Source organism: Macrococcus bovicus, assembly GCF_004359575.1.
Classification (GTDB): domain Bacteria; phylum Bacillota; class Bacilli; order Staphylococcales; family Staphylococcaceae; genus Macrococcus; species Macrococcus bovicus.
Genome location: NZ_SCWF01000001.1, coordinates 17,001 through 39,894, shown reverse-complemented (window position 1 = coordinate 39,894; position 22,894 = coordinate 17,001). Strand labels below are relative to the sequence as shown.

Annotated in this window: 26 protein-coding genes; 6 read left to right on the top strand and 20 right to left on the bottom strand. The window is 45.4% G+C overall.

The genetic code is table 11. From position 1 onward, the window contains the following. Window positions 1-63 precede the first annotated feature (63 nt). Together plsY and ERX55_RS00230 are read left to right on the top strand one after the other, a co-directional pair. Window positions 64-645, top strand: a complete 582-nt coding sequence (gene plsY, locus ERX55_RS00235; protein WP_133450579.1) for a glycerol-3-phosphate 1-O-acyltransferase PlsY — start codon at window positions 64-66, stop codon at window positions 643-645. A gap of 4 nt (window positions 646-649) precedes the next feature. Beyond that, entirely contained in the window at window positions 650-928 is a 279-nt protein-coding gene (locus ERX55_RS00230) for a HesB/YadR/YfhF family protein (RefSeq protein ID WP_133450578.1), read from the top strand. Window positions 929-955: 27 nt separating this feature from the next. Here ERX55_RS00230 and ERX55_RS00225 read toward each other — a convergent pair whose 3' ends face one another. The 5 genes from ERX55_RS00225 to ERX55_RS00210 all read right to left on the bottom strand — a co-directional run bounded on the left by ERX55_RS00225 (window position 956) and on the right by ERX55_RS00210 (window position 7,202). Beyond that, window positions 956-1,375 carry an acyl-CoA thioesterase gene (locus ERX55_RS00225; RefSeq protein ID WP_133450577.1) on the bottom strand — a complete coding sequence of 140 codons (420 nt, stop codon included), beginning with the start codon at window positions 1,373-1,375 and terminating at the stop codon, window positions 956-958. 57 nt (window positions 1,376-1,432) lie between these two features. Continuing rightward, window positions 1,433-4,138 carry an aconitate hydratase AcnA gene (gene acnA, locus ERX55_RS00220; protein ID WP_133450576.1) on the bottom strand — a complete coding sequence of 902 codons (2,706 nt, stop codon included), beginning with the start codon at window positions 4,136-4,138 and terminating at the stop codon, window positions 1,433-1,435. A 140-nt stretch (window positions 4,139-4,278) separates the two neighbouring features. Then, entirely contained in the window at window positions 4,279-5,217 is a 939-nt protein-coding gene (locus ERX55_RS00215) for a TrkH family potassium uptake protein (RefSeq protein WP_279512542.1), read from the bottom strand. Then, entirely contained in the window at window positions 5,214-5,609 is a 396-nt protein-coding gene (locus ERX55_RS11590; RefSeq protein WP_279512541.1) for a potassium transporter TrkG, read from the bottom strand. Before ERX55_RS11590 ends, ERX55_RS00215 begins: the two co-directional genes overlap by 4 nt. A 69-nt stretch (window positions 5,610-5,678) precedes the next feature. Then, window positions 5,679-7,202 (bottom strand): glycine betaine uptake BCCT transporter, encoded by a 1,524-nt coding sequence (locus ERX55_RS00210; protein ID WP_133450575.1) that lies wholly within the window; start codon window positions 7,200-7,202, stop codon window positions 5,679-5,681. A 172-nt stretch (window positions 7,203-7,374) separates the two neighbouring features. On the opposite strand from ERX55_RS00210, the gene mscL reads away from it, so the two are divergent. After that, window positions 7,375-7,743 carry a large conductance mechanosensitive channel protein MscL gene (gene mscL, locus ERX55_RS00205; RefSeq protein WP_133450574.1) on the top strand — a complete coding sequence of 123 codons (369 nt, stop codon included), beginning with the start codon at window positions 7,375-7,377 and terminating at the stop codon, window positions 7,741-7,743. 36 nt (window positions 7,744-7,779) lie between these two features. On the opposite strand, the gene ERX55_RS00200 is transcribed toward mscL, so the two are convergent. The 5 genes from ERX55_RS00200 to ERX55_RS00180 all read right to left on the bottom strand — a co-directional run bounded on the left by ERX55_RS00200 (window position 7,780) and on the right by ERX55_RS00180 (window position 13,004). Next, a complete protein-coding gene (locus tag ERX55_RS00200) occupies window positions 7,780-8,391 on the bottom strand; it encodes an SCO family protein (RefSeq protein ID WP_133450573.1) in 612 nt (203 codons plus the stop codon). A gap of 81 nt (window positions 8,392-8,472) precedes the next feature. After that, window positions 8,473-11,370 carry an AAA family ATPase gene (locus ERX55_RS00195; RefSeq protein WP_165983658.1) on the bottom strand — a complete coding sequence of 966 codons (2,898 nt, stop codon included), beginning with the start codon at window positions 11,368-11,370 and terminating at the stop codon, window positions 8,473-8,475. Then, window positions 11,357-12,472, bottom strand: coding sequence for an exonuclease SbcCD subunit D (locus tag ERX55_RS00190; RefSeq protein ID WP_133450571.1), 1,116 nt, complete (start codon window positions 12,470-12,472; stop codon window positions 11,357-11,359). The genes ERX55_RS00195 and ERX55_RS00190 overlap by 14 nt, the downstream gene beginning before the upstream one ends. 76 nt (window positions 12,473-12,548) lie before the next feature. Beyond that, entirely contained in the window at window positions 12,549-12,767 is a 219-nt protein-coding gene (locus ERX55_RS00185; RefSeq protein WP_133450570.1) for a DUF2922 domain-containing protein, read from the bottom strand. 33 nt (window positions 12,768-12,800) lie between these two features. After that, complete coding sequence (locus tag ERX55_RS00180; protein WP_165983657.1) at window positions 12,801-13,004, bottom strand: DUF1659 domain-containing protein; 204 nt, start codon at window positions 13,002-13,004, stop codon at window positions 12,801-12,803. Window positions 13,005-13,097: 93 nt separating this feature from the next. On the opposite strand from ERX55_RS00180, the gene ERX55_RS00175 reads away from it, so the two are divergent. Beyond that, window positions 13,098-13,586, top strand: coding sequence for a DUF2621 family protein (locus tag ERX55_RS00175; protein ID WP_133451044.1), 489 nt, complete (start codon window positions 13,098-13,100; stop codon window positions 13,584-13,586). A 9-nt stretch (window positions 13,587-13,595) separates the two neighbouring features. Here the strand turns inward: ERX55_RS00175 and ERX55_RS00170 are convergent, their stop codons facing one another. The 6 genes from ERX55_RS00170 to ERX55_RS00145 form a co-directional block, all read right to left on the bottom strand. After that, window positions 13,596-14,069 (bottom strand): CcdC family protein, encoded by a 474-nt coding sequence (locus ERX55_RS00170; RefSeq protein WP_133450568.1) that lies wholly within the window; start codon window positions 14,067-14,069, stop codon window positions 13,596-13,598. Window position 14,070: 1 nt separating this feature from the next. After that, window positions 14,071-14,754, bottom strand: a complete 684-nt coding sequence (locus tag ERX55_RS00165; protein ID WP_133450567.1) for a cytochrome c biogenesis CcdA family protein — start codon at window positions 14,752-14,754, stop codon at window positions 14,071-14,073. A 112-nt stretch (window positions 14,755-14,866) separates the two neighbouring features. After that, window positions 14,867-15,097 carry a YneF family protein gene (locus ERX55_RS00160; protein ID WP_133432703.1) on the bottom strand — a complete coding sequence of 77 codons (231 nt, stop codon included), beginning with the start codon at window positions 15,095-15,097 and terminating at the stop codon, window positions 14,867-14,869. A gap of 92 nt (window positions 15,098-15,189) precedes the next feature. Then, window positions 15,190-17,175 carry a transketolase gene (gene tkt / locus ERX55_RS00155; protein WP_133450566.1) on the bottom strand — a complete coding sequence of 662 codons (1,986 nt, stop codon included), beginning with the start codon at window positions 17,173-17,175 and terminating at the stop codon, window positions 15,190-15,192. Between the two features lie 7 nt (window positions 17,176-17,182). Continuing rightward, window positions 17,183-17,422: a DUF896 domain-containing protein gene (locus tag ERX55_RS00150; protein WP_133450565.1), complete on the bottom strand. Its 240-nt coding sequence runs from the start codon at window positions 17,420-17,422 to the stop codon at window positions 17,183-17,185. Window positions 17,423-17,527: 105 nt separating this feature from the next. Further along, the gene (locus ERX55_RS00145; protein WP_133450564.1) at window positions 17,528-17,731 is read right to left on the bottom strand and encodes a hypothetical protein; all 204 of its coding nucleotides are present in this window, start codon (window positions 17,729-17,731) and stop codon (window positions 17,528-17,530) included. 142 nt (window positions 17,732-17,873) lie between these two features. Here ERX55_RS00145 and lexA point away from each other — a divergent pair, with 142 nt between their 5' ends. Together lexA and ERX55_RS00135 are read left to right on the top strand one after the other, a co-directional pair. Then, window positions 17,874-18,494 carry a transcriptional repressor LexA gene (gene lexA / locus ERX55_RS00140; protein WP_133450563.1) on the top strand — a complete coding sequence of 207 codons (621 nt, stop codon included), beginning with the start codon at window positions 17,874-17,876 and terminating at the stop codon, window positions 18,492-18,494. Between the two features lie 206 nt (window positions 18,495-18,700). After that, the gene (locus tag ERX55_RS00135; RefSeq protein WP_133450562.1) at window positions 18,701-19,144 is read left to right on the top strand and encodes a hypothetical protein; all 444 of its coding nucleotides are present in this window, start codon (window positions 18,701-18,703) and stop codon (window positions 19,142-19,144) included. A 26-nt stretch (window positions 19,145-19,170) separates the two neighbouring features. Here the strand turns inward: ERX55_RS00135 and ERX55_RS00130 are convergent, their stop codons facing one another. The 4 genes from ERX55_RS00130 to ERX55_RS00115 form a co-directional block, all read right to left on the bottom strand. Further along, entirely contained in the window at window positions 19,171-19,587 is a 417-nt protein-coding gene (locus ERX55_RS00130) for a hypothetical protein (protein ID WP_133450561.1), read from the bottom strand. An 8-nt stretch (window positions 19,588-19,595) separates the two neighbouring features. Beyond that, window positions 19,596-20,582 (bottom strand): CAP domain-containing protein, encoded by a 987-nt coding sequence (locus ERX55_RS00125; protein WP_133450560.1) that lies wholly within the window; start codon window positions 20,580-20,582, stop codon window positions 19,596-19,598. A 74-nt stretch (window positions 20,583-20,656) separates the two neighbouring features. Beyond that, the gene (guaC, locus tag ERX55_RS00120; RefSeq protein WP_133450559.1) at window positions 20,657-21,640 is read right to left on the bottom strand and encodes a GMP reductase; all 984 of its coding nucleotides are present in this window, start codon (window positions 21,638-21,640) and stop codon (window positions 20,657-20,659) included. A 119-nt stretch (window positions 21,641-21,759) separates the two neighbouring features. Next, the gene (locus ERX55_RS00115; protein ID WP_133450558.1) at window positions 21,760-22,734 is read right to left on the bottom strand and encodes a metal ABC transporter solute-binding protein, Zn/Mn family; all 975 of its coding nucleotides are present in this window, start codon (window positions 22,732-22,734) and stop codon (window positions 21,760-21,762) included. Window positions 22,735-22,894 lie beyond the last annotated feature (160 nt).

Below are 22,894 nucleotides of genomic sequence, written 5' to 3'. Positions count from 1 at the left end.
TACTTATCGATAATCAAGTGATATGGTAAACTATTAGTACCTGCTATTAAAAGGAGTGCTTGAATGACTATTATATGGATGTGTTTAATTGCTTATCTCGTCGGCAGCCTATCGCCCGGCCTACTGATCGGTAAAATATTTTTTCATAAAGATATCAGAAACTTCGGCAGCGGCAATCTGGGCGCTACCAATACATTCCGCGTACTCGGTCGCAATGCCGGTATCGTGGTGACACTGCTTGATATGGCAAAAGGCATTTTCGGTGCCCTGCTGCCCGTCCTGTTCCATAGTGAAGTGCACGGCATCATTGTCGGTCTCTTCGCGGTTTTAGGACATGTATTCTCCATCTTCCTGAAATTTAAAGGCGGCAAGGCTGTCGCGACATCAGCGGGCGTCGTTCTCGCAGTGAACCCTGTGCTGTTCACATTGACGGCTGTCGCTTTTTTCAGTGTCCTCTATGCATTTAAGTATGTCTCACTGGCAAGTATACTTGCCAGCATCATTAATTTTATTGCCGCCGTTCCTTTCGGCGACTGGATCATTACCGGTATCTCCTTTGTTATCATGGTGATTGTTATTGTTAGACATAAAGCCAACATCGGTCGTATAATGAATCACGAAGAGCCAAAAATTAAATGGATGTGATAAAATGAAAATCATTTTAGACGAAAACGCACAAACCTGGTTCAAAGAGGAACTTAATCTGTCAGATGACATGGCGGTCAAGTTCTATCCGAGATACGGGGGGGAATTCCAGCTGAAGCAAGGCTTTGGCATCGGCTTCACTGTTGAGCCATTACCCGCTGACAGTTATAACGAAACGATTAACGGCATCACGTACTTCGTTGATGCTAAAGATATCTGGTATTTTGAAGATGATACACTGCATGTGACCGTGCAGAACGACGAAGTCATATATACAAAGTAATACCACGTCCTCTGGACGTGGTATTTTTTATCGCTCGGAAAGCTCTATGTATTTGTCATGCCACTCCGGAAAATAGCGGTCAAGTCTGACAGGTCTGTCCGATCCTCTTTTCAGAAGGACATGCGTCGAGGTACCATCTGCGACCACCACTCCCGCCGCGTTAACGATTTCATAGCCGTAAATCGTTCTGAGCTTGCTGTAGGACTCAATCCAGCTCTTGACAATGACCTTCTCCGGATAGGTCACAGACTGTTTGTAGTTTAAGTTGATATTGATGACCGGTGAAATAATCCCTGCCGCTTCCATATCCGCATAATGAAACCCTGCCTTTTCTATGAAATCCGTCCGCGCGACTTCACACCATATCAGATAATTGGCATGATAGACCACACCCATCTTGTCTGTTTCAGCATATCTGACTGTTATTTCTGTCTCTGTCATAAACATATTCTCACTCCTTCGCTCCATTATATCAAAAAAACCGGCTATTCAGCCGGTTTTGCATTAAGCCAGTTTATTACGGAGCACCATTTGGAGAATGCCACCATGACGATAATAATCGATCTCGACTTCTGAATCGAAGCGTGCAAGCGCATCAAATGTCACTTGAGAGCCGTCTTCTTTAACAGCTGTCACTTTAACAATATCCCGAGGACGGATGCCTTCATGGATATCCACTGAAATCGCTTCGCGGCCAGTCAGGCCTAACGACTCTGCCGATTCGCCTTGCATGAACTGAAGCGGCAGCACACCCATCATGACAAGGTTCGAGCGGTGAATACGCTCATAACTCTGTGCGATGACTGTCTTAACGCCTAAAAGATTGGTTCCTTTAGCTGCCCAGTCACGTGATGAGCCCATACCGTAGTCATGGCCCGCCAGTACAGCGAGTCCGGTGCCGTCAGCTGCATACTTCATCGCAGCATCAAAAATCGGCATCACTTCGCCGGTCGGCCAGTAAGTTGTAAAGCCGCCTTCTGTGCCCGGGGCGATCTGGTTCTTGATACGGATATTGGCGAATGTACCGCGCATCATCACTTCATGGTTACCACGACGTGAACCATAAGAGTTGAAGTCACGGATATCAACACCGTGGTTTTTCAGATACAGGCCGGCTGGTGTATCTTTACCGATGGCGCCGGCTGGTGAGATATGGTCAGTTGTCACTGAATCACCGAACTTACCCATTACGCGTAAATCTTTAAGCGGCTGAATGATGCCAGGTTCCTTCGATAAGTTCTGGAAGAACGTCGGATTCTGGATGTAGGTTGAATTCGGATCAAAGTCATATAATGGCTGGTCTGTAGATTCAATCGCATTCCACAGGCTGTTTGAATCAAAGACGGATTCATATTCTTTACGGAATAATTCCGGCGTTACGACTGAGTGAACCGTATTTTTGACTTCCTCGATAGTCGGCCAGATATCTTTCAGGTAGACGTCCTGACCATCAGCCCCTTTACCGAGCGGGTCGTTCTGCAGGTCGATATTGACTGTACCGGCAAGCGCATATGCGACAACAAGCTGCGGAGAGGCTAAATAGTTCGCTTTAACAAGCGGATGAATACGTCCTTCAAAGTTACGGTTACCCGATAAGACGGATGTCACGAGAAGATCTTCACGCGAAATCGCTTCCTCTATTTCAGGCAATAAAGGTCCTGAGTTACCGATACATGTCGTACAGCCGTAGCCGACAGTGTTGAAGCCTAACTGATCTAAATAATCCTGAAGTCCGCTTGCTTCCAGGTAGCCTGTAACCACCTTAGAACCCGGCGCAAGTGAAGTCTTCACATACTCCGGCACATGCAGCCCCTTTTCGACAGCTTTCTTCGCGACGAGTCCTGCGCCGAGCATGACGTAAGGGTTGGACGTATTCGTACAAGACGTAATCGCCGCAATCGCGATATCACCTGTCTTGATCTCCCCTTGATGACCGTCGGCAAAGCTGATGACAGCTTTCTTATCAAACTCAGAGTCATCAAAGCCATGTCCCTGGTTACCGGCAGGTGCTGTGACAGATTGCACGAACTCTTTTTTCATGTCGCTCAGCTTGATCAAGTCCTGTGGACGTTTAGGACCTGATAGAGAAGCTTCAATTGTTGATAAGTCAAGGTTGACGATATCGGTATAAGTCGGTTCCGGCTTATCGACAGTGAAGAACATATCATTACGCACTAAATACTCTTTAACCACCTGAATATGCTGGTCGTCACGGCCTGTCAGACGTAGATATGCAAGAGATTCTTCATCAACCGGGAAGAAACCACAAGTTGCACCGTACTCAGGCGCCATATTGGCAATTGTTGCACGGTCAGCGAGCGGCAATTTTTCAACCCCCGGTCCGAAGAATTCAACAAATTTACCTACTACCCCTTTTTTGCGGAGTTCCTGCGTCACACGAAGAGCCAGGTCTGTCGCTGTCGCTCCTTCAGGCAGTTCACCTGTCAGTTTGACCCCGACGACTTCCGGAATCGGGAAGTACGAAGGCTGGCCGAGCATACCCGCTTCCGCTTCAATACCGCCGACGCCCCAGCCGAGCACACCGATACCATTGATCATCGTTGTATGAGAGTCAGTACCGACCAGTGTATCCGGGAACGCGACCTGCTCACCGTTGATTTCTCTTACATGAACCACATTCGCTAAGTATTCTAAGTTCACCTGGTGGACGATACCTGTTGCAGGCGGCACTGCACGATAATTATCAAATGCTTTCGTAGCCCAGTTCAGGAACTGGTAGCGCTCTTTATTACGAGCGAACTCAAGTTCGACATTGCGTTTAAGGGCTGACTCGTTCCCGTATTGATCGACCTGTACGGAATGGTCGATAACAAGGTCAACCGGTACTTCCGGATTGATCTTTGTGACGTCGCCACCGACATCATCCATCGCTTTACGCAGTGAAGCTAAATCAACGACAGCAGGTACCCCTGTGAAATCCTGCAGAATGACACGCGACGGCTTAAAAGGCACTTCTGCATTCGGATCATTTTTTTTACTCCATTTTGCTAAATGCTTGATGTGGTCCTCTGTAATCACTCGTCCGTCAAACTGTCGCAGGACTGATTCCAGTAACACACGGATAGAATAAGGTAATTGACTGATTTCACCGAGTCCGAGTTCTTCAAGTGATTTTAAGCTGTAAAATGTGTATGTCTTGCCGTTCAATTCAAATGTCTGCTTCGATGACTGCTGAAGATTTGAATTCATATGATTCCCCCCTATTAATTAAAAGCCCTTTCACTATCATTTTAATCAATTGCCAAAAAGAAGTAAACAGACTCTGATTTTGAATAACCAATAATAAATCATAAGTTTTGCTTATAAAAAAAAAGCCTGTTCGGCGTTTTTTAACCCGTCAGTATATCCTGTTTAGGGTAATGATAGAGTTGTTTCTTCGGTTTTGAGAAAGTGAAGACGATGGTCAGGACCCCGATTTTACCTATCATCATCATCAGGATGATCAACAGTTTGCCGGCAACAGACAGCTTCGCAGTAATACCCATCGTCAGTCCGACAGTCCCGAAGGCTGATACCACTTCAAAGAAGAGCGGCAGAAAAGGCAGGTCGGGTTCAACCTGGACGAGTAAAAAAGTGATCACAAATATAAGCGTGGAACTGAGAACCACAATCGCAAAGCTTCTCAGCAAGAACTTCATTTCAATTGCGCGTTCGAAAATGTTGATTTCCTCCCGCCCTCTGATATAGCTGATGGTACCAAAAATAATCATGGCTGCTGTTGTCAGCTTAATCCCTCCGGCAACCGAAGTGGAGCCTCCGCCGATGAACATCAGGAGCATCATCAGCAGCAGGGAATCCGTATTCATCGCTCCGATGTCGATGGAATTAAAGCCGGCAGTCCTTGTCGTCACAGCCTGAAAATAAGCCATCTGGAGCTGATCAAACCAGTGATAACCGCCTAAGGTCTTCTGGTTATGAATCTCCAGCAGAAAAATCACGGCAGTCGCGAAGAAGTTGACAAGGAGTGTTCCGATCAGCATGATTTTCGTATGCACGCGCAGGGCCTGGAAAGATTTCTTCTTGAAGAGGTCGATATAGACCGTAAAGCCCAGTCCGCCCATGATGATGAGTGATGTCACGATGAAGTTGATGACCGGATTTGTGCGATGTGACATCATATTGTCACTATGCAGTGCAAATCCTGCGTTGTTAAAGGCACTGATGGACGTGAACAGACTGCGATATAAGCCGTTCCAGAACCCATAGGCGGGAATCCACTTAAGCGCGAGCAGCAGCGTGCCGGCGAATTCAAAGCCAAGACTGATCAAGAGGACAAATTTGACGAGACGTAAGATGCCGCGATGCTCGTCTGATTGAGCGCCTCAGTAATCAGGAAGCGGTTCTTCAGACCGACCTTTCTGCCGATCAGGATAAAGATGACCATCCCGAGTGTGACAATACCGAGTCCACCGACCTGAATGAGCAGCATGATGACCGTCAGACCGAAATAAGTGTAGTCCGCTGTAATGTCTATTGTCGCAAGTCCTGTCACTGTAAAGGCGCTTGTCGCGATAAAGAAATGACCAATCAATGGCACCGGGTGCTTCTGTGCGATAGGCAGTGCCAGTAGCAATGTACCGAAACATAGTGTGATCAGAAAAGATAGCAGAATAATCGTATAGGGATTGGATTTCTTTTTGATAACGGCCCCCCTCCTCACTCATCTATTATCTGTTAAAACAGAAATTAATCAATAGAAAAAAGACGAATCGACCGATTCGTCTTTCATTTAATCCTTTTTCCTGAAACGTTTGTCCGGTTTCAAGGTCAGACCGAGATATAATCTTTCTTTATTCGCATCCTTGTACAAGGACACCATCATACCGATCAGAATGAACGAGAACGGGAAGGCCACAATGATAGCGGCACTCTGCAAGGCATTTAAACCGCCTGCATAGATCAGTACAAGTGCGATAAGAGATTGGGAGATTCCCCAGATGACTTTCACTGTATTCGGCGGATTCAATGAACCGTGTGTAGACTGCATACCCAGGACAAAAGTCGCGGAATCCGCAGAGGTGATGAAGAACGTACCGATCAGCAGTAACGCGAGAATCGATAAGCCGATACCGAGCGGCATCTCGTGGAAAATCCCGAATAACTGCGTCTCAACCGACATCTTACCGATGGCCGGGATTTTCTTGACGGCTTCTATTGCGGTAGTACCGAAGACACTGAACCAGAAGAAGCTTAACAGTGACGGCACAAGCAGGACCCCTAAAAGAAATTCTCTGATCGAACGGCCCTTAGAGACACGGGCAATAAAGATGCCGACGAACGGGCTCCAGCTCATCCACCAGCCCCAGTAATAGATGGTCCACGAACTCATCCATTCCCGTTTCGTTGCATTAAGCGGTGCTGCATCGAAACTCATAGAGATGAAATTCTGCAGCAGGTTACCGATAGACGTGGAGAACATATTCATGATCAGAATCGTCGGCCCGACAAAGAGAACTGCGAAGAGCAGCAGTGCCGCGAAAAAGATGTTTAAGTTACTCAAATACTGAATCCCTTTAGATAAGCCTGACCATGCACTCATCAGGAACAGAACTGTCACTATAATGACGATGATCACTTTCACGCCGAAGGTATTCGGCACGTTGAAAAGATAATGTAATCCACCATTGATCTGCTGAGCACCCATCCCTAAGGAAACTGCAACACCTACAATTGTCGCAAATACCGCAAGTACATCAATGATAGTACCTAATACACCTTCAACATGTTGTCCGAAAATAGGACGTAGCGTCCGTGATATAAGCCCCGGCTCTCCTTTTCGGAACTGAAAATAAGCAAGTCCAAGTGCAACAACCCCATAAATGGCCCACGCATGGAAGCCCCAGTGGAAGAACGTCATTCTGAGAGAATCTCTGAACGCCTGATCTGTACCGCTTTCGGCAGTAGGTGGCGTCAAGAAGTGACTGAGTGGTTCGGCAGCTCCGTAGAAGACCAGTCCAATACCCATGCCGGCACTGAATAGCATCGCAAACCATGAAACCAGGCTGAACTCAGGCTGATCTGACGGTTTGCCCAGCTTCAGTTTGCCGATCGGACTCAGAATGAGGAACACGCAGAAGATGACCATAACTGTCGAAATGATGACATAGTACCAGCTAAATTCCTTCGAGATCAGATTGTTGATGTGACCTGTCACCTTCTCAAAATGCGCCGGCCAGATGGCCCCGAGCAGCACCGTGATCAGTACAAGCACCATTGAGATATAAAATACTTTGGTAATTTTAGCTTTTTCCATTTTGCATCTCCTTTACTCTAGTATAAAAGCAATGTACATCATAACGCACTTAGAGTAAACTTTCAACTTTGCACGGTTGAGCAGTTGGATAGAGACGCTTTCATTAACTTCAATTAAGCGTTTATTTTATGTGCAATATCATATAAAATGTTCACACAGGAGGTGACTATACATGTCATTAATTAAAGAATTCAAAGAATTTGCTATTAAAGGTAACGTCCTTGAACTTGCAGTCGCTGTTGTCATCGGTGCTGCATTTGGTAAAATTGTTACAGCGTTAGTTGAAAGTGTCATCATGCCTATCATCGCACTCGTCTTCGGCGGCAAAACCGACTTCGCCAGCGACTGGGCATACATGGGTATCAAATACGGCGTATTCATTCAATCCATCATTGACTTCTTAATCGTTGCAATCTCCATCTTCTTATTTGTAAAGGTCTTCAATAAATTAACGAGAGCACAACCGAAAGAAGAAACGATTGAAGCGAATACTGCATTACTGACCGAGATCCGTGACTTACTGCGCAACAGAAATATCTAATTAAAAATACCGCCTGCACATCTGTGCAGCGCGGTATTATTTTTTATACGGTCCTTCTTTGATCATTGTCTTCACATCTTCTACAATTTCACCTTTCGGGAACTTCTGGTCGCCTGTATCTTTACCGATATAATCCTTGATGACGGTGCCATTTTGATCAATCAGATAGAAAGAAGTCCCGTGTGTAGCTTGATCATTTCCTGCGGTCGGCGGGACAGCGATGGTCTTGAAGTTCTCCTCACCGAACTGACGGATGAATTTTTCATCATAGCCAGTCATCAGTTTCCAGTTATCTGTCTTGGCGCCGTACTGCTCAGAATAGGCTTTCAGCTTGGCCGGCGTATCCCGTTTAGGGTCAACACTGAAACTGATGATACCGTAATCTTTGACGCCCTCTTTTTCGAGTTCATCCACGACTTGCGTCATGTTATAGGTCATCGGCGGACAGACAGTCTCACAGTTCGTGAAGATGAAATCCGCAAGCCAGACCTTGCCCTTCATATCCTGACTCGAGAACATTTTACCGTCTTCGTCTGTCGCCTTGAATTCTGAGACCTGATTGCCGTAACTCGGCTTAGGTTCGAGCCTCGAGTTACTGCAGGCCGCTAAAAATAAGATCATACCCATCAAAAAAACTAATTTCTTCATAACAGCATCCTCCTTGATATAAATAATATATCACAGAGTTTTTTAGTACATGATCAGAAATTTTGACTAAACTGTAACAATTTATTTGACCGCAAAACGTGTCGTGCTGATATAGCCGCTACTTTCAACATGAAGAATTGCCGGAATTCTTGACTTCAGCATCTCAACATGCGAGATCAGACCGACCATCTTACCGCTTCTTTCCAGCTCTATCAGTGATTCAATCGCCGTCTCGAGCGTCTCATTGTCCAGCGTGCCGAATCCTTCGTCAATGAAGACTGATTCCAGGCTGATGCCACCAGACAGCTGCGTCACATAGTCACTTAACCCAAGCGCCAGCGCGAGAGAGGCCAAAAACGTCTCGCCACCTGACAGTGTAGTGATATCCCTCACCTGATTGGAATAGCGATCAAATATCTCGATATCCAGTCCGCTATAGCCGAGCGACTTCTCCTTCTTACGTCTGAACTGATAACGATGATGGGTCATATCATTCAGCCTGACATTAGCGAGAAGAAGGGTCTGTTCCAAATAATAGGTCAGCACATAATTCTCCAATGTCAGGTTGTGCGGGTTCTTGCCGCTGAGGAGTCTCGACAGCTCAAGAGTATCCTGCTGCTTCAGCACCTTCGCCTCATATTCCTTCAGTCCTGCTTCAATCTGTTGCAGAAGTTTCTCATTGTCTTTCACTCTGATGAGCCGTGTATGCTTCTCTGCCTGGAGCATCGTCACTGTGTCCTCCAGATTTCTGACGGCCTCTTCCATCGGACGGATATCAGTGAAAGTACGCCCTGCAATCTGACCGTTCAGCTCATCTAGTTTGAACTGAACAGCCTGAACCGCTGACTGATACTCCTCAATCTCTGCCTGCAGAGTGTCCAGAAGGCTCATATCTACATTCAGTGCCAATGCTTCTTCCGTCAGCTTATTCTTCTCAAGGTCAGATTTGAGTTTTAACGTGAGTGCTTCATATTCTGTTTCACTGTCAGCCAGCAATGCCGTTAAATGGCTTACTTCATTTTCAAGCCGGGCTATGTCATGTTCTTTATCATGTACTTGACTGTTAAGTTCCGCTTCTGTTGTTTCATAGTCCTGAATCGCCTGATCGTATCGGTGCCAGGTTTCCTCAAACTGTCTGTAGTTCAGGGACCCTGTCCGCGACCTGAACTGATCATAGAGCTGTGTCTGCGTCAGTAATTCATGCTGCAGTTTTTCATCACGCTGCAGATGCGATTGATAAGTCTGCTCATTTTTCAGGTCTTCCTGATAACGAGCAGCTGATGCCTGGTAACGCATGTCACACTGATCTTTCGCCAGAGTAAGCGCTGATAACTCTGTCTGCAGGCTCTCAATACGCGCTGTCAGTTCAGCTGTCTCATGGAAACTGTATGCCTGTAAAGGTTCAATCAAGCTTTCCAGCCTGATCTTGCGGTGCTCTATTTTCCGGTAGGCTGCCAAGGCCTCTGGATCGGGTAACGGCGGCACTTCACTGACCTGCTGCAGACAGACGGGACATTCCTCACCACTATGCAGATGCTCTCTCATTTGAGCGATGGCAGCTATCAGCGGTTCTGTCTGGATAAGATTCAGCTCATTTAACTCTTTTTCATACGTCTCTTTGGCCATAGCCTGTTCATTCTGCTTGTCGTAGTCACTCTTTTCACGCTCAAGCTGTGAGATCATGAGCTGCTTGTCCTGTATCTGCTGGCTCAGCGCCTCACGTTCTTCCATCACTGTGGTCAGCTCGTTCAGAAGCGCCCCAGTATCGACTGGCCTGATGTTCTCCAGCTTCTGTCGATGCGCTTGAATCTCTTCGTCAATCAGCGCAATCCTTGATTCTAATTCTTGCCATTCTTCTTCAACGATATAATGCCGATGATGATCTCTGAAACGTCTCTTCTCATCAGCTGAAGACTTATCTTGTTCGAGTTGCGCTTGACTTTCCTTTAAGGATGCCAGCAGATTCTCCTCAGAGATTTTGTCGGCAGTCAACGCCTTCTGCTTGGCGTCCCACGCTGCACGTCTGTCCTGTAATTTGGCGAGCGCTTCCTTCTTCTCCTTCAGATAGTCCAGTACCTTCAGCTGGCTGACTTTGTCCCTCACTTCCTGAATATAGCCCTGCTTTGCTATTAAGTCACGCTGCTGTTCTTCTGTGGCCTTTAACTGCTGCAGCCAGTCATTGACTTGGGCGGCTTCTTCAAGTGTCCGCCGCTCAGCTGACAGCAGTTCGCTCTTCTCCTTCCAGTCAGCTTGTACGGCTTCAAGTGCCTGCTGCTGCCGCTGCACCTCTTCCTGGTAAGACAGGAACTGCTGTCTGACTGTCCCTTCAGACTTTGTTTCACTCTTGATCTGCTCCAGCAGAATGTACAGCCGTTCCTCCAATGAATGCACGCGTGCTTCCAGCGCTTTCGTCTCTGCTGTCAACTGATCTTCAAGCAATTTGAAGCGGACGGTGCCAAACAGCGTTCTTAAGACAGGCTGTTTTTCTTTACTCGATGATAGGAGGAAGCGCTTGAACTCCCCTTGCGGCAGGATAAGTATCTGTCTGAACTGATTCACATCCACTTTCATGATGTCATGCACGGCCTGTCTACCTTCTGCGGGTTTTGCTGCCAGTAATTTCTTGTTAGCCGTGATATCATGCAGCTGAAATTTAGTGTCTGTCATCGTCTTGTTGCCCGGCTTTCTGTAGGGCAGCTGGCGCTCAGCTACATAGATCGCGTCGTTTATCTTGAAGGTAAACGTCACGCTGGCAATGTCTTTGTCATCAGCAAACTGGCTGCGCAGCGCATTCTTGTCCCTGTCCTTAGTCGAGGCCTCACCGTACAATGCATAGGTCATCGCGTCAAACAGGATGGTTTTGCCTGACCCGGTCCGTCCGCTGATGAGAAAAAGCTGTTCTTCTTTCAGTTCATCAAAATGAACCGTTTCGTTGATAAAAGGGCCGAAGTTTTTCAGCTCCAGTTTAATAGGTTTCATCATTGACCTCCTTTAACAGACGCTCAAGTATCTGCTTCTGTTCAGCATTAACGCCGCCTTCAGAGACAGCCTCGATAAACTGTTCAATGATTTCAAGGTCATCCCGTTTATCGACCTCCGCTTTGAACGCTGTTGCAGGTGCAGTATCCTCAAGATAGCGCAGCTCCAGTACATGGGGAAAAACTGTTTTCAGGCGTGACATCGGATCCTTGATATGACGCATTTCACTCAGACGGAACTGATAGTAATCATCCTGCTTTAAAGCCAGTTCGTTATTCAGCACCTGGTCATAGCTGCTCTCAATCACGTGCATATCCCGGTACAGCTTAAGCGGCACAAAGACGCTGCGCACCTCGTCATCCACCGTCACCAGCCGGTAGCCTTTAGGCTGCTGCACTTCAGAAAAGGAATATTTCATCAGACTGCCACTGTAGAAGATGCGCTCGGACTGAATCGCAAAGGGATGATGAAGATGACCGAGTGCGACATAGTCGAAGTCATGGAAGACTTTCTCCGGCACGTATTCAACAGCACCGATAGATAAGGTGCGTTCAGAGTCACTTTCCTGTCCTCCCTGAATAAACAGATGACTGATTGCTATGGATTTTCGTTCGTGGTTCATGGTCCCTTTGATCTGCTCGACAATACGGCTGTAACTGTCACGATGGGACCGAATGTCGTCATCCTCAAAATACAGGCGGGCCTCAGCGGGCTCCACATAGGGAATCAGATAGAAATCTATATTCTGATAGGTCACCGGCTGAAAGCTGTCCGCAATATGAGTGCCGAGATGGAACTGATGCTGCCTGAACCATTCCTTGCCGTAGCCGAGCCGCGCAGCACCGTCATGGTTCCCGCTGACCGCCAGTACAGGGAGACCTCTCTCAATATTGACTTTATGAATGAATGATTCAAAGACCTGGACCGCTTCTTTCGATGGCAGCGCACGGTCGTAGATATCCCCTGCAATGATCACAAGCTCTATGCTTTCTTTGTCTATCTCAGCAATCAGCTGGTCGAGCATAAAAATCTGATCTTCAAGCAGGGGATGCTGATTTAACGTTCTGCCGATATGTAAGTCAGCAATATGCATGATTTTCATGACTTCACCTCAATGCTATTATACACAAAAAAGACATGCCCTTTTCGGGTCATGTCCTAGGTAGATGAAAAATTGATCAGTCTTTTTTAAGCAGGATATTCTCAACGCGGTCAACGATTTTTGCGCTTTTAATCGTCACTGGGCGGCCTGCCTTAGTTTCAAAGTACTGCTTATCAATAATCGTCTGCATCACATTTTCGACAGTCTGTGCATTCAGGTTCGCTTTAGGATTAGCAACTGAAAATTGATAGCTTTTACCGAAATCCGTCAGGAAAGTCATCTGAAGTGTTTTCATTATGGTATCCTCCTTTTTTTAATGGTCAGTTCTTTAGTTGACGACTTTCTGTTCTGTCAGTTCTGCAGTCACATAGGTCTCACCTGTCAGTTCACTGATCAATCCTTGCAGCTCAAGTGCCTGTGAATTCGTCAGATCAAGTCTGACCTGATTGAAACGCCGTGCTTTCTTGGTCTCTCTGCCATTTTCATCGACTGATGCAACGAATGTCAGGACTAAAGTCAGTTCTTTTAACATCTCTTCACCTCCTTTCACCCTATATATCGAATGAAGAGGGAGAAATAGACACAGCTCCATTTATTTTCTATAATGAGGCTTGAGGTGAAAGATTTGAACGACACGTTTATGTATTTAATCTTCTTATGGACACTTATTTTTATCGGTTTACTCGCAATCGGCGGCTTCTTCATGTTCCGGAAGTTCTTAAAGCGGATGCCAAAAGAAGACGGCAGAAGTGAACTGGACTGGCAGGATTATTATATCCGGCAGGCGCTGCCGCTCTGGCAGGAGGACAGCAGAGCCCTGCTCAATGAACTCGTCTCTCCTGTACCGGAACTCTTTCGGGATGTCGCTAAGGAAAGAATAGCAGGACGCATCTCAAAGATTGCGCTGGACGAGAAAGCAGAAAAAATTGAGCTCGATCATATGATGCGCGGCTATATTATTGCAACGCCTAAACGGGACCACGGCTTTATGAAGAAGAAGCTGAAGGAACTGAATATCGATTACAGCCCCTATATGAAATACTTTGAGTATGCAGATGATGAGAAGAAGAAGTTCTCCATCTTCGATCATTCAGAGCTGGCTCAAAAAAAATAAGACAGTCCATCAACGGACTGTCTTATTTATTTGCTGCTCGATTTTACGGTACTTCAGGTACATGGCAATACGCCAGGGTACGATCATGCTGAATGCCAGCAGGAAGAACATACCTGCGAGTTCGCCGGGATGAATCGTACTGCTGAGAAAGTATTTCATCACAGATCGTATCACCAGCAGCGTGATCAATATCACCGGAAACAGTTTTGAGCGCTTCATATAGATCTGCTTACCTTTTACCTCAAAATTAGAAGTATAGATCAGGAACAAGGAAAAGAACATCCCGACGACCACCGCTTCCAGCATCTCCATCGGTGTCAGTCTGAAATAAGGAAAGATATACATTAAAGCGCCTGTCGCCATAAAAAAGGGCGGTAAAATAATCTTCTTTACGTTGGTAGGATAGTTCTGAGCTTTCATTCTGACTACAATGACGATAAGCCCCATACATACCGCTACAACCATCGACAAAATGACATACATATTAAATCCCCCAGCTGAATAGTCTAGTAATTTCAACCAACAGGTCGAAGAAAAGCAGTATCCCCATCACCATCATAATGACACCGCCGATTTTCATCAGTACTTGGCTGTAAGTGCGAATGAACTTCAGCTTCGTAATGAAAAATGTCAGCAGGAAGAACGGAATGCAGAAACCAAGGACATAGAGAATCATATAAAACAGAGCAAGCGATTGATTCGAGAGAGCAAGCGAAATAATAGAGCCTACTATCGGTCCCATACACGGCGTCCAGCCGGCCGCAAATGCGATACCGATTACAAGAGAACCGATGTAACCTGACGGCCGGTTCTTGAAGTTGAACTTCCTGTCTGTCATGAGGAAGTCCGGTGTAAAGATGCCAAGCGTGATGAGTCCGAACACAATCATCAACAGACCGCCGACCATGCGTATCGTATCATCATAAGTCTGCAGCAATGTACTGACAAAACCTATTCCTATTCCAAATGAAATATAGACGATTGAAAAGCCGAGGAGGAATAACAGCGTATGCAGGATTGCCTTACGATTAATCTGCCCCTCCTGCAGATCATTGAACGATACCCCAGTTATATACGATAAAAATGCCGGATAGATCGGCAGTACACATGGTGAAATAAAGCTTAAAATACCTGCGCCGAACGCAAGCACCATTGTCACATCACCCATTTAGTCACCCCATTCTTTTCTATATTAGCAAAGAGACAGAGAGGATGAGCCATGATATTTTGAACACTTGATGACAAAAAAGCTCCTATCCAGCCAGGACAGGAACTCATCATTATTTCAGATTCTGATTCATGTTTTTGTTCATCATAGACATCATCTGATTGATTTTCTTCTGTGATGGTTTCTGACCCATCTGCATCATCATCATGCGTAACATTTCTTCGTTTATCGGCGGGTTCTTTTTAAGATAATCCATCATATATTGACGTGCGAAATAAAAACCAGCGGCTGCTCCAGCGGCTGCTGCAAGAATAATTAATAAAATCCAGATCCAAGTTGCCATTCTTTCACCCACTTTCTCATTCCTATCAAATTTTACTAAAATACAGTCCATTTTTCAACCATAAAAAAACTACCGGTCACCCGGTAGCTCTCTTAAAAATGACTCAGAATTTCCTGGACCACCTTTTCTTTCGTAAAGCCGTATTTCTCCATGACGATGTCTCCAGGCGCACTGGCACCGAAGCGGTCTATACCAATGACCAGACCATCCAGACCGACATATTTATACCAGCCGTCTGTCGCGCCCATCTCAATCGCCACCCGTTTAGTCAGATTGCGTGGCAGAACCTGTGCTCGGTAATCAGCGTCCTGCTGATCGAACATATTCAGGTTCGGCATAGAGACGACCTGAACCCCTTTACCTTGTGCTTCAAGCTGCTTTCCTGCCTCTAAAGCAAGCGAGACTTCTGAACCTGTCGCAATGATCAAGTATTCAGGTGTCTCAGACTGGTAGACGATGTAACCGCCTCGGCGCACCCCTTCTTCAAGGACCGATTCTTCTACATCGAGTACAGGCAGATTCTGACGAGTCAGCACCAATGCCGTCGGATCTTTCTTCGATTCCATCGCCACCTGCCATGCAACCCGCGTTTCGTTACCATCAGCCGGACGGAACAGATTCAGATACGGCATCGCACGCAGACCAGCCAGCTGTTCAATCGGTTCATGGGTAGGACCATCTTCACCGACAGCGATTGAATCATGGGTGAAGACATAAGTGGACGGCACACCCATTAACGCAGCTAAACGCAGCGCAGGTTTCAGGTAGTCACTGAAGACAAAGAATGTTGCACCGTAAGGTTTGACCCCGCCATGGGCAGCCATACCATTGATCATCGCTGCCATCGCAAATTCTCTGACCCCGAACCAGATATTACGTCCTTCAGGTGTATCAGCAGAGAAATCCGCCTCTTCCTTGATATTTGATTTATTAGAAGAAGCTAAGTCAGCAGAACCACCGAATAACTGCGGTACAGACTGAGATAATGCCTGAAGCACCTGACCGGAAGTACTCCGCGTTGCATCTGATGTCCCTACTTCAAATTTCGGCAGTGCAGCGGCATAATCTTCCGCGAGACGGTTCTCTATCGCTGCATCCAGCTCCTCACCGAGTTCAGGTAAAGCTTCTTTATATGCCTTGAATGCCTCATGCCAGGCAGCTTCTTTGTCATTCGCACGTTTCAGCATCGTATCCCGGAAGATTTCATAGACTTCTTCAGGTACGTTGAATGTCTGTTCCGGATCCAGGCCGTAGTTTTCAAAAACAAGCTTACGTTCGTCAGCGCCTAACGGAGAACCGTGGACCCCATTCGTGCCCTGCTTGTTCGGTGAACCATAACCGATCACGGTTTTAACTTCAATGATAGTCGGACGGTCAGCCTGTTTAGCCTGATTGATGGCTGCATCAATCGCACTCACATCATTGCCGTCTTCCACTAAGATATGCTGCCAGCCGTATGCTTCAAATCGGCCTTTAATCTGTTCTGAGAAGGCTTTATCCAAGTCACCATCCAAGGAGATGTCATTAGAATCATATAAAGCAATCAGTTTATTTAATTTCAAATGACCCGCAAGTGAAGCCGCTTCGTGCGAGATGCCTTCCATCAGGTCCCCATCAGACACAAGGACATAAGTAAAGTGATCAATGATATCATGGCCCTCTTTATTGAACTTAGCAGCTAGATGCTTTTCGGCCATGGCCATACCGACACTCATCGCAAACCCTTGACCGAGCGGTCCGGTTGTAATGTCCACCCCGTCTGTATGATTAAACTCCGGATGGCCCGGTGTCTTAGACTCCCACTGACGGAAATTCTTCAGTTCCTCAAGTTCAAGCGCACCTGAAACATGCAGCAGTGAATAAAGAAGCGCTGAGCCATGGCCCGCTGACAGAACAAAGCGGTCGCGGTCAAAGAAATATTTTGAGCTCGGATTAAATCTCAGATGCTTGGTCCACAGCGTATAAGCCATCGGTGCTGCACCCATCGGCAAGCCGGGATGGCCTGAGTTCGCCTTTTCAATCTGGTCAATACTTAACGCGCGTAATGTATCAATTGCTAACTGATCGTTTGTCATCATTATTCCCCTATTCTTCTCTGATATTATTCTGACGCTGAATTTCTTTTACTTTGTCCGGTGTCACATCATTGCCTTCCGGATCGATGATTTTAGTGTTTTCAATGGTCTTTTTAAAGCTGTTCCGGAAGTTGGCCAGGTATTCAGCCCGCAGGCCAGTCTGTTCCTTTCCTTCTTCTTCGGTTAAACCTGATTCCTTCTTTTTCTGTGAGAGTTCATTCAGTCTTTTAATTTTGTGTTCTTCTAACATAAACCTCATCCTTTCACTAATTAAGATATCAAAATTTATAGCCCAATGCTATCAGGAGTGCTTTTTCAGCACAAAAAAACGCCTGACTCCTGTCAGACGTTAAAATTACCGGACGATGCCCAGCACTTCGCCGTTCATGGTGGCGGAATGTGTGTTCGCAGTCGCTTGAACTTGAGGCTGGCCTCCGTCATGTGTCAGAGGTTTTTCGTAAAGGGTGTTAGATTGTGCCATATATATGATTCCGAACGTTGCCATCATTAAAAAGAAGAAGAAATACGCTAAAAATTCCTTAGAAATTCTAATAATCATGTGATTTTCCTCCAGAACATTTGTTTGTATTCCAACAATAACAGAACACGTGTTCGTTGTCAACAGAAATACGAACAAACGTTTGTGACACCCGAACAAGTATGCTATAATACACATAGAAAGTACACTAAGGAGTGTTCTCATGAAAGAATTAACTAAACGACAACAAGAAATTTATGAATATTTACAACATATTGTTTCAACTAAAGGTTATCCACCAAGTGTCAGAGAGATCGGGGAAGCAGTGGGTCTCGCCTCCAGTTCTACCGTTCATGGCCATCTCTCACGGCTAGAGGAAAAAGGGTATATCAAGCGTGACCCGACTAAACCGCGTGCCATTGAAATCGTCAATTCCACGCCAGCATCTGCATTTTTAGATGAGACGATCATGGTGCCGGTCGTCGGTAAAGTCACGGCTGGTTTGCCGATTACGGCTGTTGAGAATGTTGAGCAGTACTTCCCGCTGCCTTCCCACTTTACATCGAGTCATAATAGTGACGTCTTCATTCTGGAGGTCATCGGAGAAAGTATGATTGAAGCGGGTATTCTGGACGGGGATAAAGTCATCGTGCGCCGTCAGTCGATTGCAGAGAATGGGGATATCATTGTGGCGATGACTGAAGAGGATGAAGCCACCGTCAAACGCTTCTACAAGGAAAGTAACCGTTACCGCTTGCAGCCGGAAAATGCGACGATGGAACCGATCTACTTGAATAAAGTGACAGTACTCGGTAAAGTAGTCGGTCTTTTCCGTGAATTTTAAAATAGGTCACGCTGTTCAGCGTGACCTATTTACGTCCAAGTATTTCTTTGACTTGCTCTAAGATGTCTTTAGTTTCAGTTTTGTCTTGATTCATTGCCATTCCTCTTTTCTAGATTCTGGTTACCCGCTAATGAATATGGATAAACAAACATATTTCATAAAATTACGGGTATGAACAATGTAAATACATCTAAAGGAGAATGATTATGGCTATTGACTATAACTGGGTAAAATCTGAACGTCAGCAAGTACTGGATAAAGTAAAAAACTTAAGTGAATCAGAATTCGCCTTCAACTTCGGTTTCGGGGAAGGCAGTATCAAGAAATCTCTTCTGGCTATCGCCAATCTTTATCAGTCCTCACTCAGCAATAAAGACGGCTTCACCTCATCGCTCGAAAACTATCGGGACAACGAACAGACGCTTAACTTTGCGGATGTGCAGCATTATTTCAATGCGATAGATGCGCATGTGGATGCAGATCATCCTTCAACGGCACAATCAATCGGTGAGGAGTTCCGTCGTCTGGGGCATATCGATACGATGCTGCATATCATCGATCAGGAAGATTACCGGATTGCAGAGCGTACAAGCAGCCGTCAGAAAGTGACAGAACGACTCAATATGACGATTACCCGTCTCTCACAATAAAACCGATGGAAATGTCCATCGGTTTTTTAATGCAGATTGACAAGTGGCACACTTGACTTGATCACTTGATTCGAAATAATGATCTGTTTGAGTTCATCTGCGATATCCAGTTGGTCAAGATGATCGAATGACAGCCAGACATAAGGTTTCTTTACCTTGAATTCGTCATGGTTCCGCACATTAAAGACGAACGAGGTGGCATTGACGGTTGAAGCTGAGAAAAAGGTCTTCAGCAGCTTCTTGTCTTCCACTACAAACAGAATGCCTCCTACTTTCAGCTGTTTATGCAGACTTGCAGCAAAATTATTGGCACTCTGCTGAATCGATTGATTGCTTCTCTTCACTACAGATGGCAGTTTCATCTGTTTATTGCCAATGTCCTCTACTAAAATACTCTCTTCTGTCGTGATAAGTAATGATGAAAAAATTCTTTCTTTAGCCATATATTCTCCTAATTCTCAGTGATAAAATTTTCTGTATAATACGGAGCATTGTTCTCGTTAAAGGCAACCCCCGTCCCTACTTCACGGAAATGTCGGTTCAGTATATTCTGTCTATGCCCCTTTGAATTCATCAGCCCATGATGCGCTTCTATGGACGAGACCTGTCCATAGGCGATATTCTCTCCTGCTGTCTTATATTGCAGGCCGTCCTGTGTCATCCGGTCAAAGGGTGACTGTCCCTGCAGATTCGTATGACTGAAGAAGTGATGGTCAGCCATATCTTCTGAATGCCGCCGTGCAGTTCCACTTATTTTATCATTAAATTTCAGCGCTGATAACCCTCGTTTCACACGCGAGGCATTGATCAGCTCAAAATCCAGCTGTTCATTGCTTCTTGCGAGCTGTGCAGATGGCGTCCCGTAAAACTGATGCTTCTGGTTGAAATAGGCTGCTGACATCAGCATAAGCGCATCCACACGTCGATTAAACTGGTCATAATAAAATGTTGATCTTATGCCGGCTGATTGATACCTGAAGACATGCTCATCGCTGAACCTGACGCGGTAATTTGAACCCGCTTCTACCGTTAACGGTGTCCCTTTCAGTTTTATGAGCTCTGCGGGAGACATGGCAGTCAGCACACCCTGACTGTCCAGATAGCGCGGATCATTGGAGTAGAGTGCGGCTACACGGTTGTGCAGGTAACCAATTATGACAAAGTGCCGGTACTGCTGATGATAGAGGGTCCATTTTCCGTAAGGGTTGCTCAGTACGCGTTGTTCCTTCCCCAGCAGATGGTCCACCTGTTCTTTAGTCATATTCATCCTGATCCGTCCGACTGTTAGTGCCTCTGTCCTGTCAGGTTGTTTCGGCTCTGTCATCTGTCTCAGGCTGTCTTTTACGGTTAAAGTCAGCCGGTCGGGCAATGTCGAAAAGTTGACCGGTACCAAGAAGAGCAACAGGGCCAGCAAGCAGAATATTAGAAGTTTTTTCATGACCTCACTCCAGAAATAAATAAGATTATATCATAGTCGGTCACAAAATAAAAAACATGACCGAAGTCATGTTCTTAGCGATCTGTATCACCATTGAATATTGAGTTCTTAACAATGACATAATTGACTTTACGGATGGATTCCAGATCTTTACCGCCCGCATAGGAAATAGATGACTGCAGGTCCTGCTGCATCTCGATCAGTGTATCCTGTAATGAACCTTTATGCTCGACGAACATTTTTTTGCCTTCAACATTCTTTTTCTCACCCTTCTGGTATTCAGAAGCACTGCCGAAGTATTCTTTGTATAATTTTCCGTCAAGTTCCACAGTCTCACCAGGTGACTCTTCATGAGCTGCAAAGAGTGAACCGACCATGATCATGGAAGCACCGAAGCGGATTGATTTTGCGATATCGCCATGTGTCCGGATGCCACCGTCAGCGATGATCGGTTTACGGGCTGCCTTCGCACATTGTTTGACCGCTGCTAACTGCCAGCCGCCTGTCCCGAATCCAGTCTTGATCTTGGTGATGCAGACACGCCCCGGTCCAATCCCGACCTTCGTCGCGTCAGCGCCAGCATTTTCCAGTTCACGTACAGCTTCTGGTGTACCGACGTTCCCTGCGATCAGGAAAGTGCCCGGCAGATGCTTTTTAATATGTCTGATCATATTGATGACTTGATCGGAATGACCGTGCGCGATATCAATCGTCGTATATTCAGGAACAAGTCCTTCTGCTGCCAGCTGTTCGACAAAACGGTATTCACCTTCTTTGACACCGACAGAAATAGAGGCGAAAAGCCCTTTTTCCTGCATGCGTCTGATAAATGGGATACGTGCCGCCTCATCAAAACGGTGCATGATATAGAAATAATCATGCTGTGCAAACCATTCTGCCAGCTCTTCATTCATCACAGTCTGCATATTGGCAGGTACAACAGGAATCTTAAAGGTTTTAGGTCCAAATTCTATGGAAGTATCACATTCACTTCTGCTAGTTACGATACATTTGTTCGGAATCAATTGGATATCTTCATAATCAAATACTTCTTCCATTGTTACCCCTCTTTTCAAATACGAACTTTTATTGGACTTTTCATTAAATAATTCGTCCATAGGGTAATTTACAGGTTAATCAGCGATTTGTAAAGTAAAAAAATCAGTAATTTACCATTTTAATGGTTTAAAGCTTGATCCAGAGCAGTAATATTCTCTTTCATAAGAGATTGGTAAGTCACATCTTTGTTCTTCGCATCCTCATCTGTCAGCACCGACATATTGTGAAACTTAAGTGCCTCCGTGTTTGTCTTAGCCTTGATGACATCGGTAATCTTGGAAGGAATGTTCTGTTCATATAAAATATAAGGAATCTTCAGCTCATTGATATCATTGATCATCGTGACAATCTCCTGTTGCGAAGGTTCTTCATTGTTCATCCCTGAAACACCTTTTTCAGTAAAGTGATAACGATTAGCTAAATAGCCGATGGACTCATGAGAAATATAGACCGTATCTCGTTTCGGATTTTTAGTGATTGCTCTCAGTTTCATATCAATGTTATCAATATCTTTAATTAACTTTTCGTAGTTCTTGCTATAGTCCGATTTGTTGTCTGGATCGAGTTTAACAAGTTTATCTTTAATTTCTTTGGCAAATGTTTTATTCATCACAGGATCCAACCAGACATGCGGGTCATGTGCACTCTCTTCATGGCCATGCTCATGTTCATGTGCATGCTCACTTTCATGGCCATGCTCATGTTCATGTGCATGCTCACTTTCATGGTCATGGTGATGCTCAAGTAGCTGTTTTTCTTCAAGATTGGAGGCAACTGCTAAAGTTTCTTTGCTCTTAGCCGCTTTATTGATTTTCGCAGCAACTGAATCTAATTCATCACTTGAATAAATGAAAAGATCGCTTTTCGCAATATTCAGCGTATCTTGCTGAGTCGGTTCAAATGTATGAATATCTGTACCATTCGGGTAAATACTCTTTACTTCTACATGATCACCGCCAATTTGCTCGGTCATTGACTTAAAAGGAAAGACAGTGGTATAGACCTTTAGCTGTTCACCTTTATCATTGCTATTTTGACCGCATGCACCCAGCACAAGAGTGCCCATTAATAATAGTGTTGTAAGTCTTTTCATATTTACATCTCCTAATCGTAATCATTTCGATATATATACTAGCCTCCTTTTAGCAAGAATGCAAGGGCGAAAACATATTTTATTTCGCTTTAACGCGTTTAAGTTTTTAAGCGTTAAAACTTTTGCTTGATAAATCGTCTCTAACATTATACAATTTGAA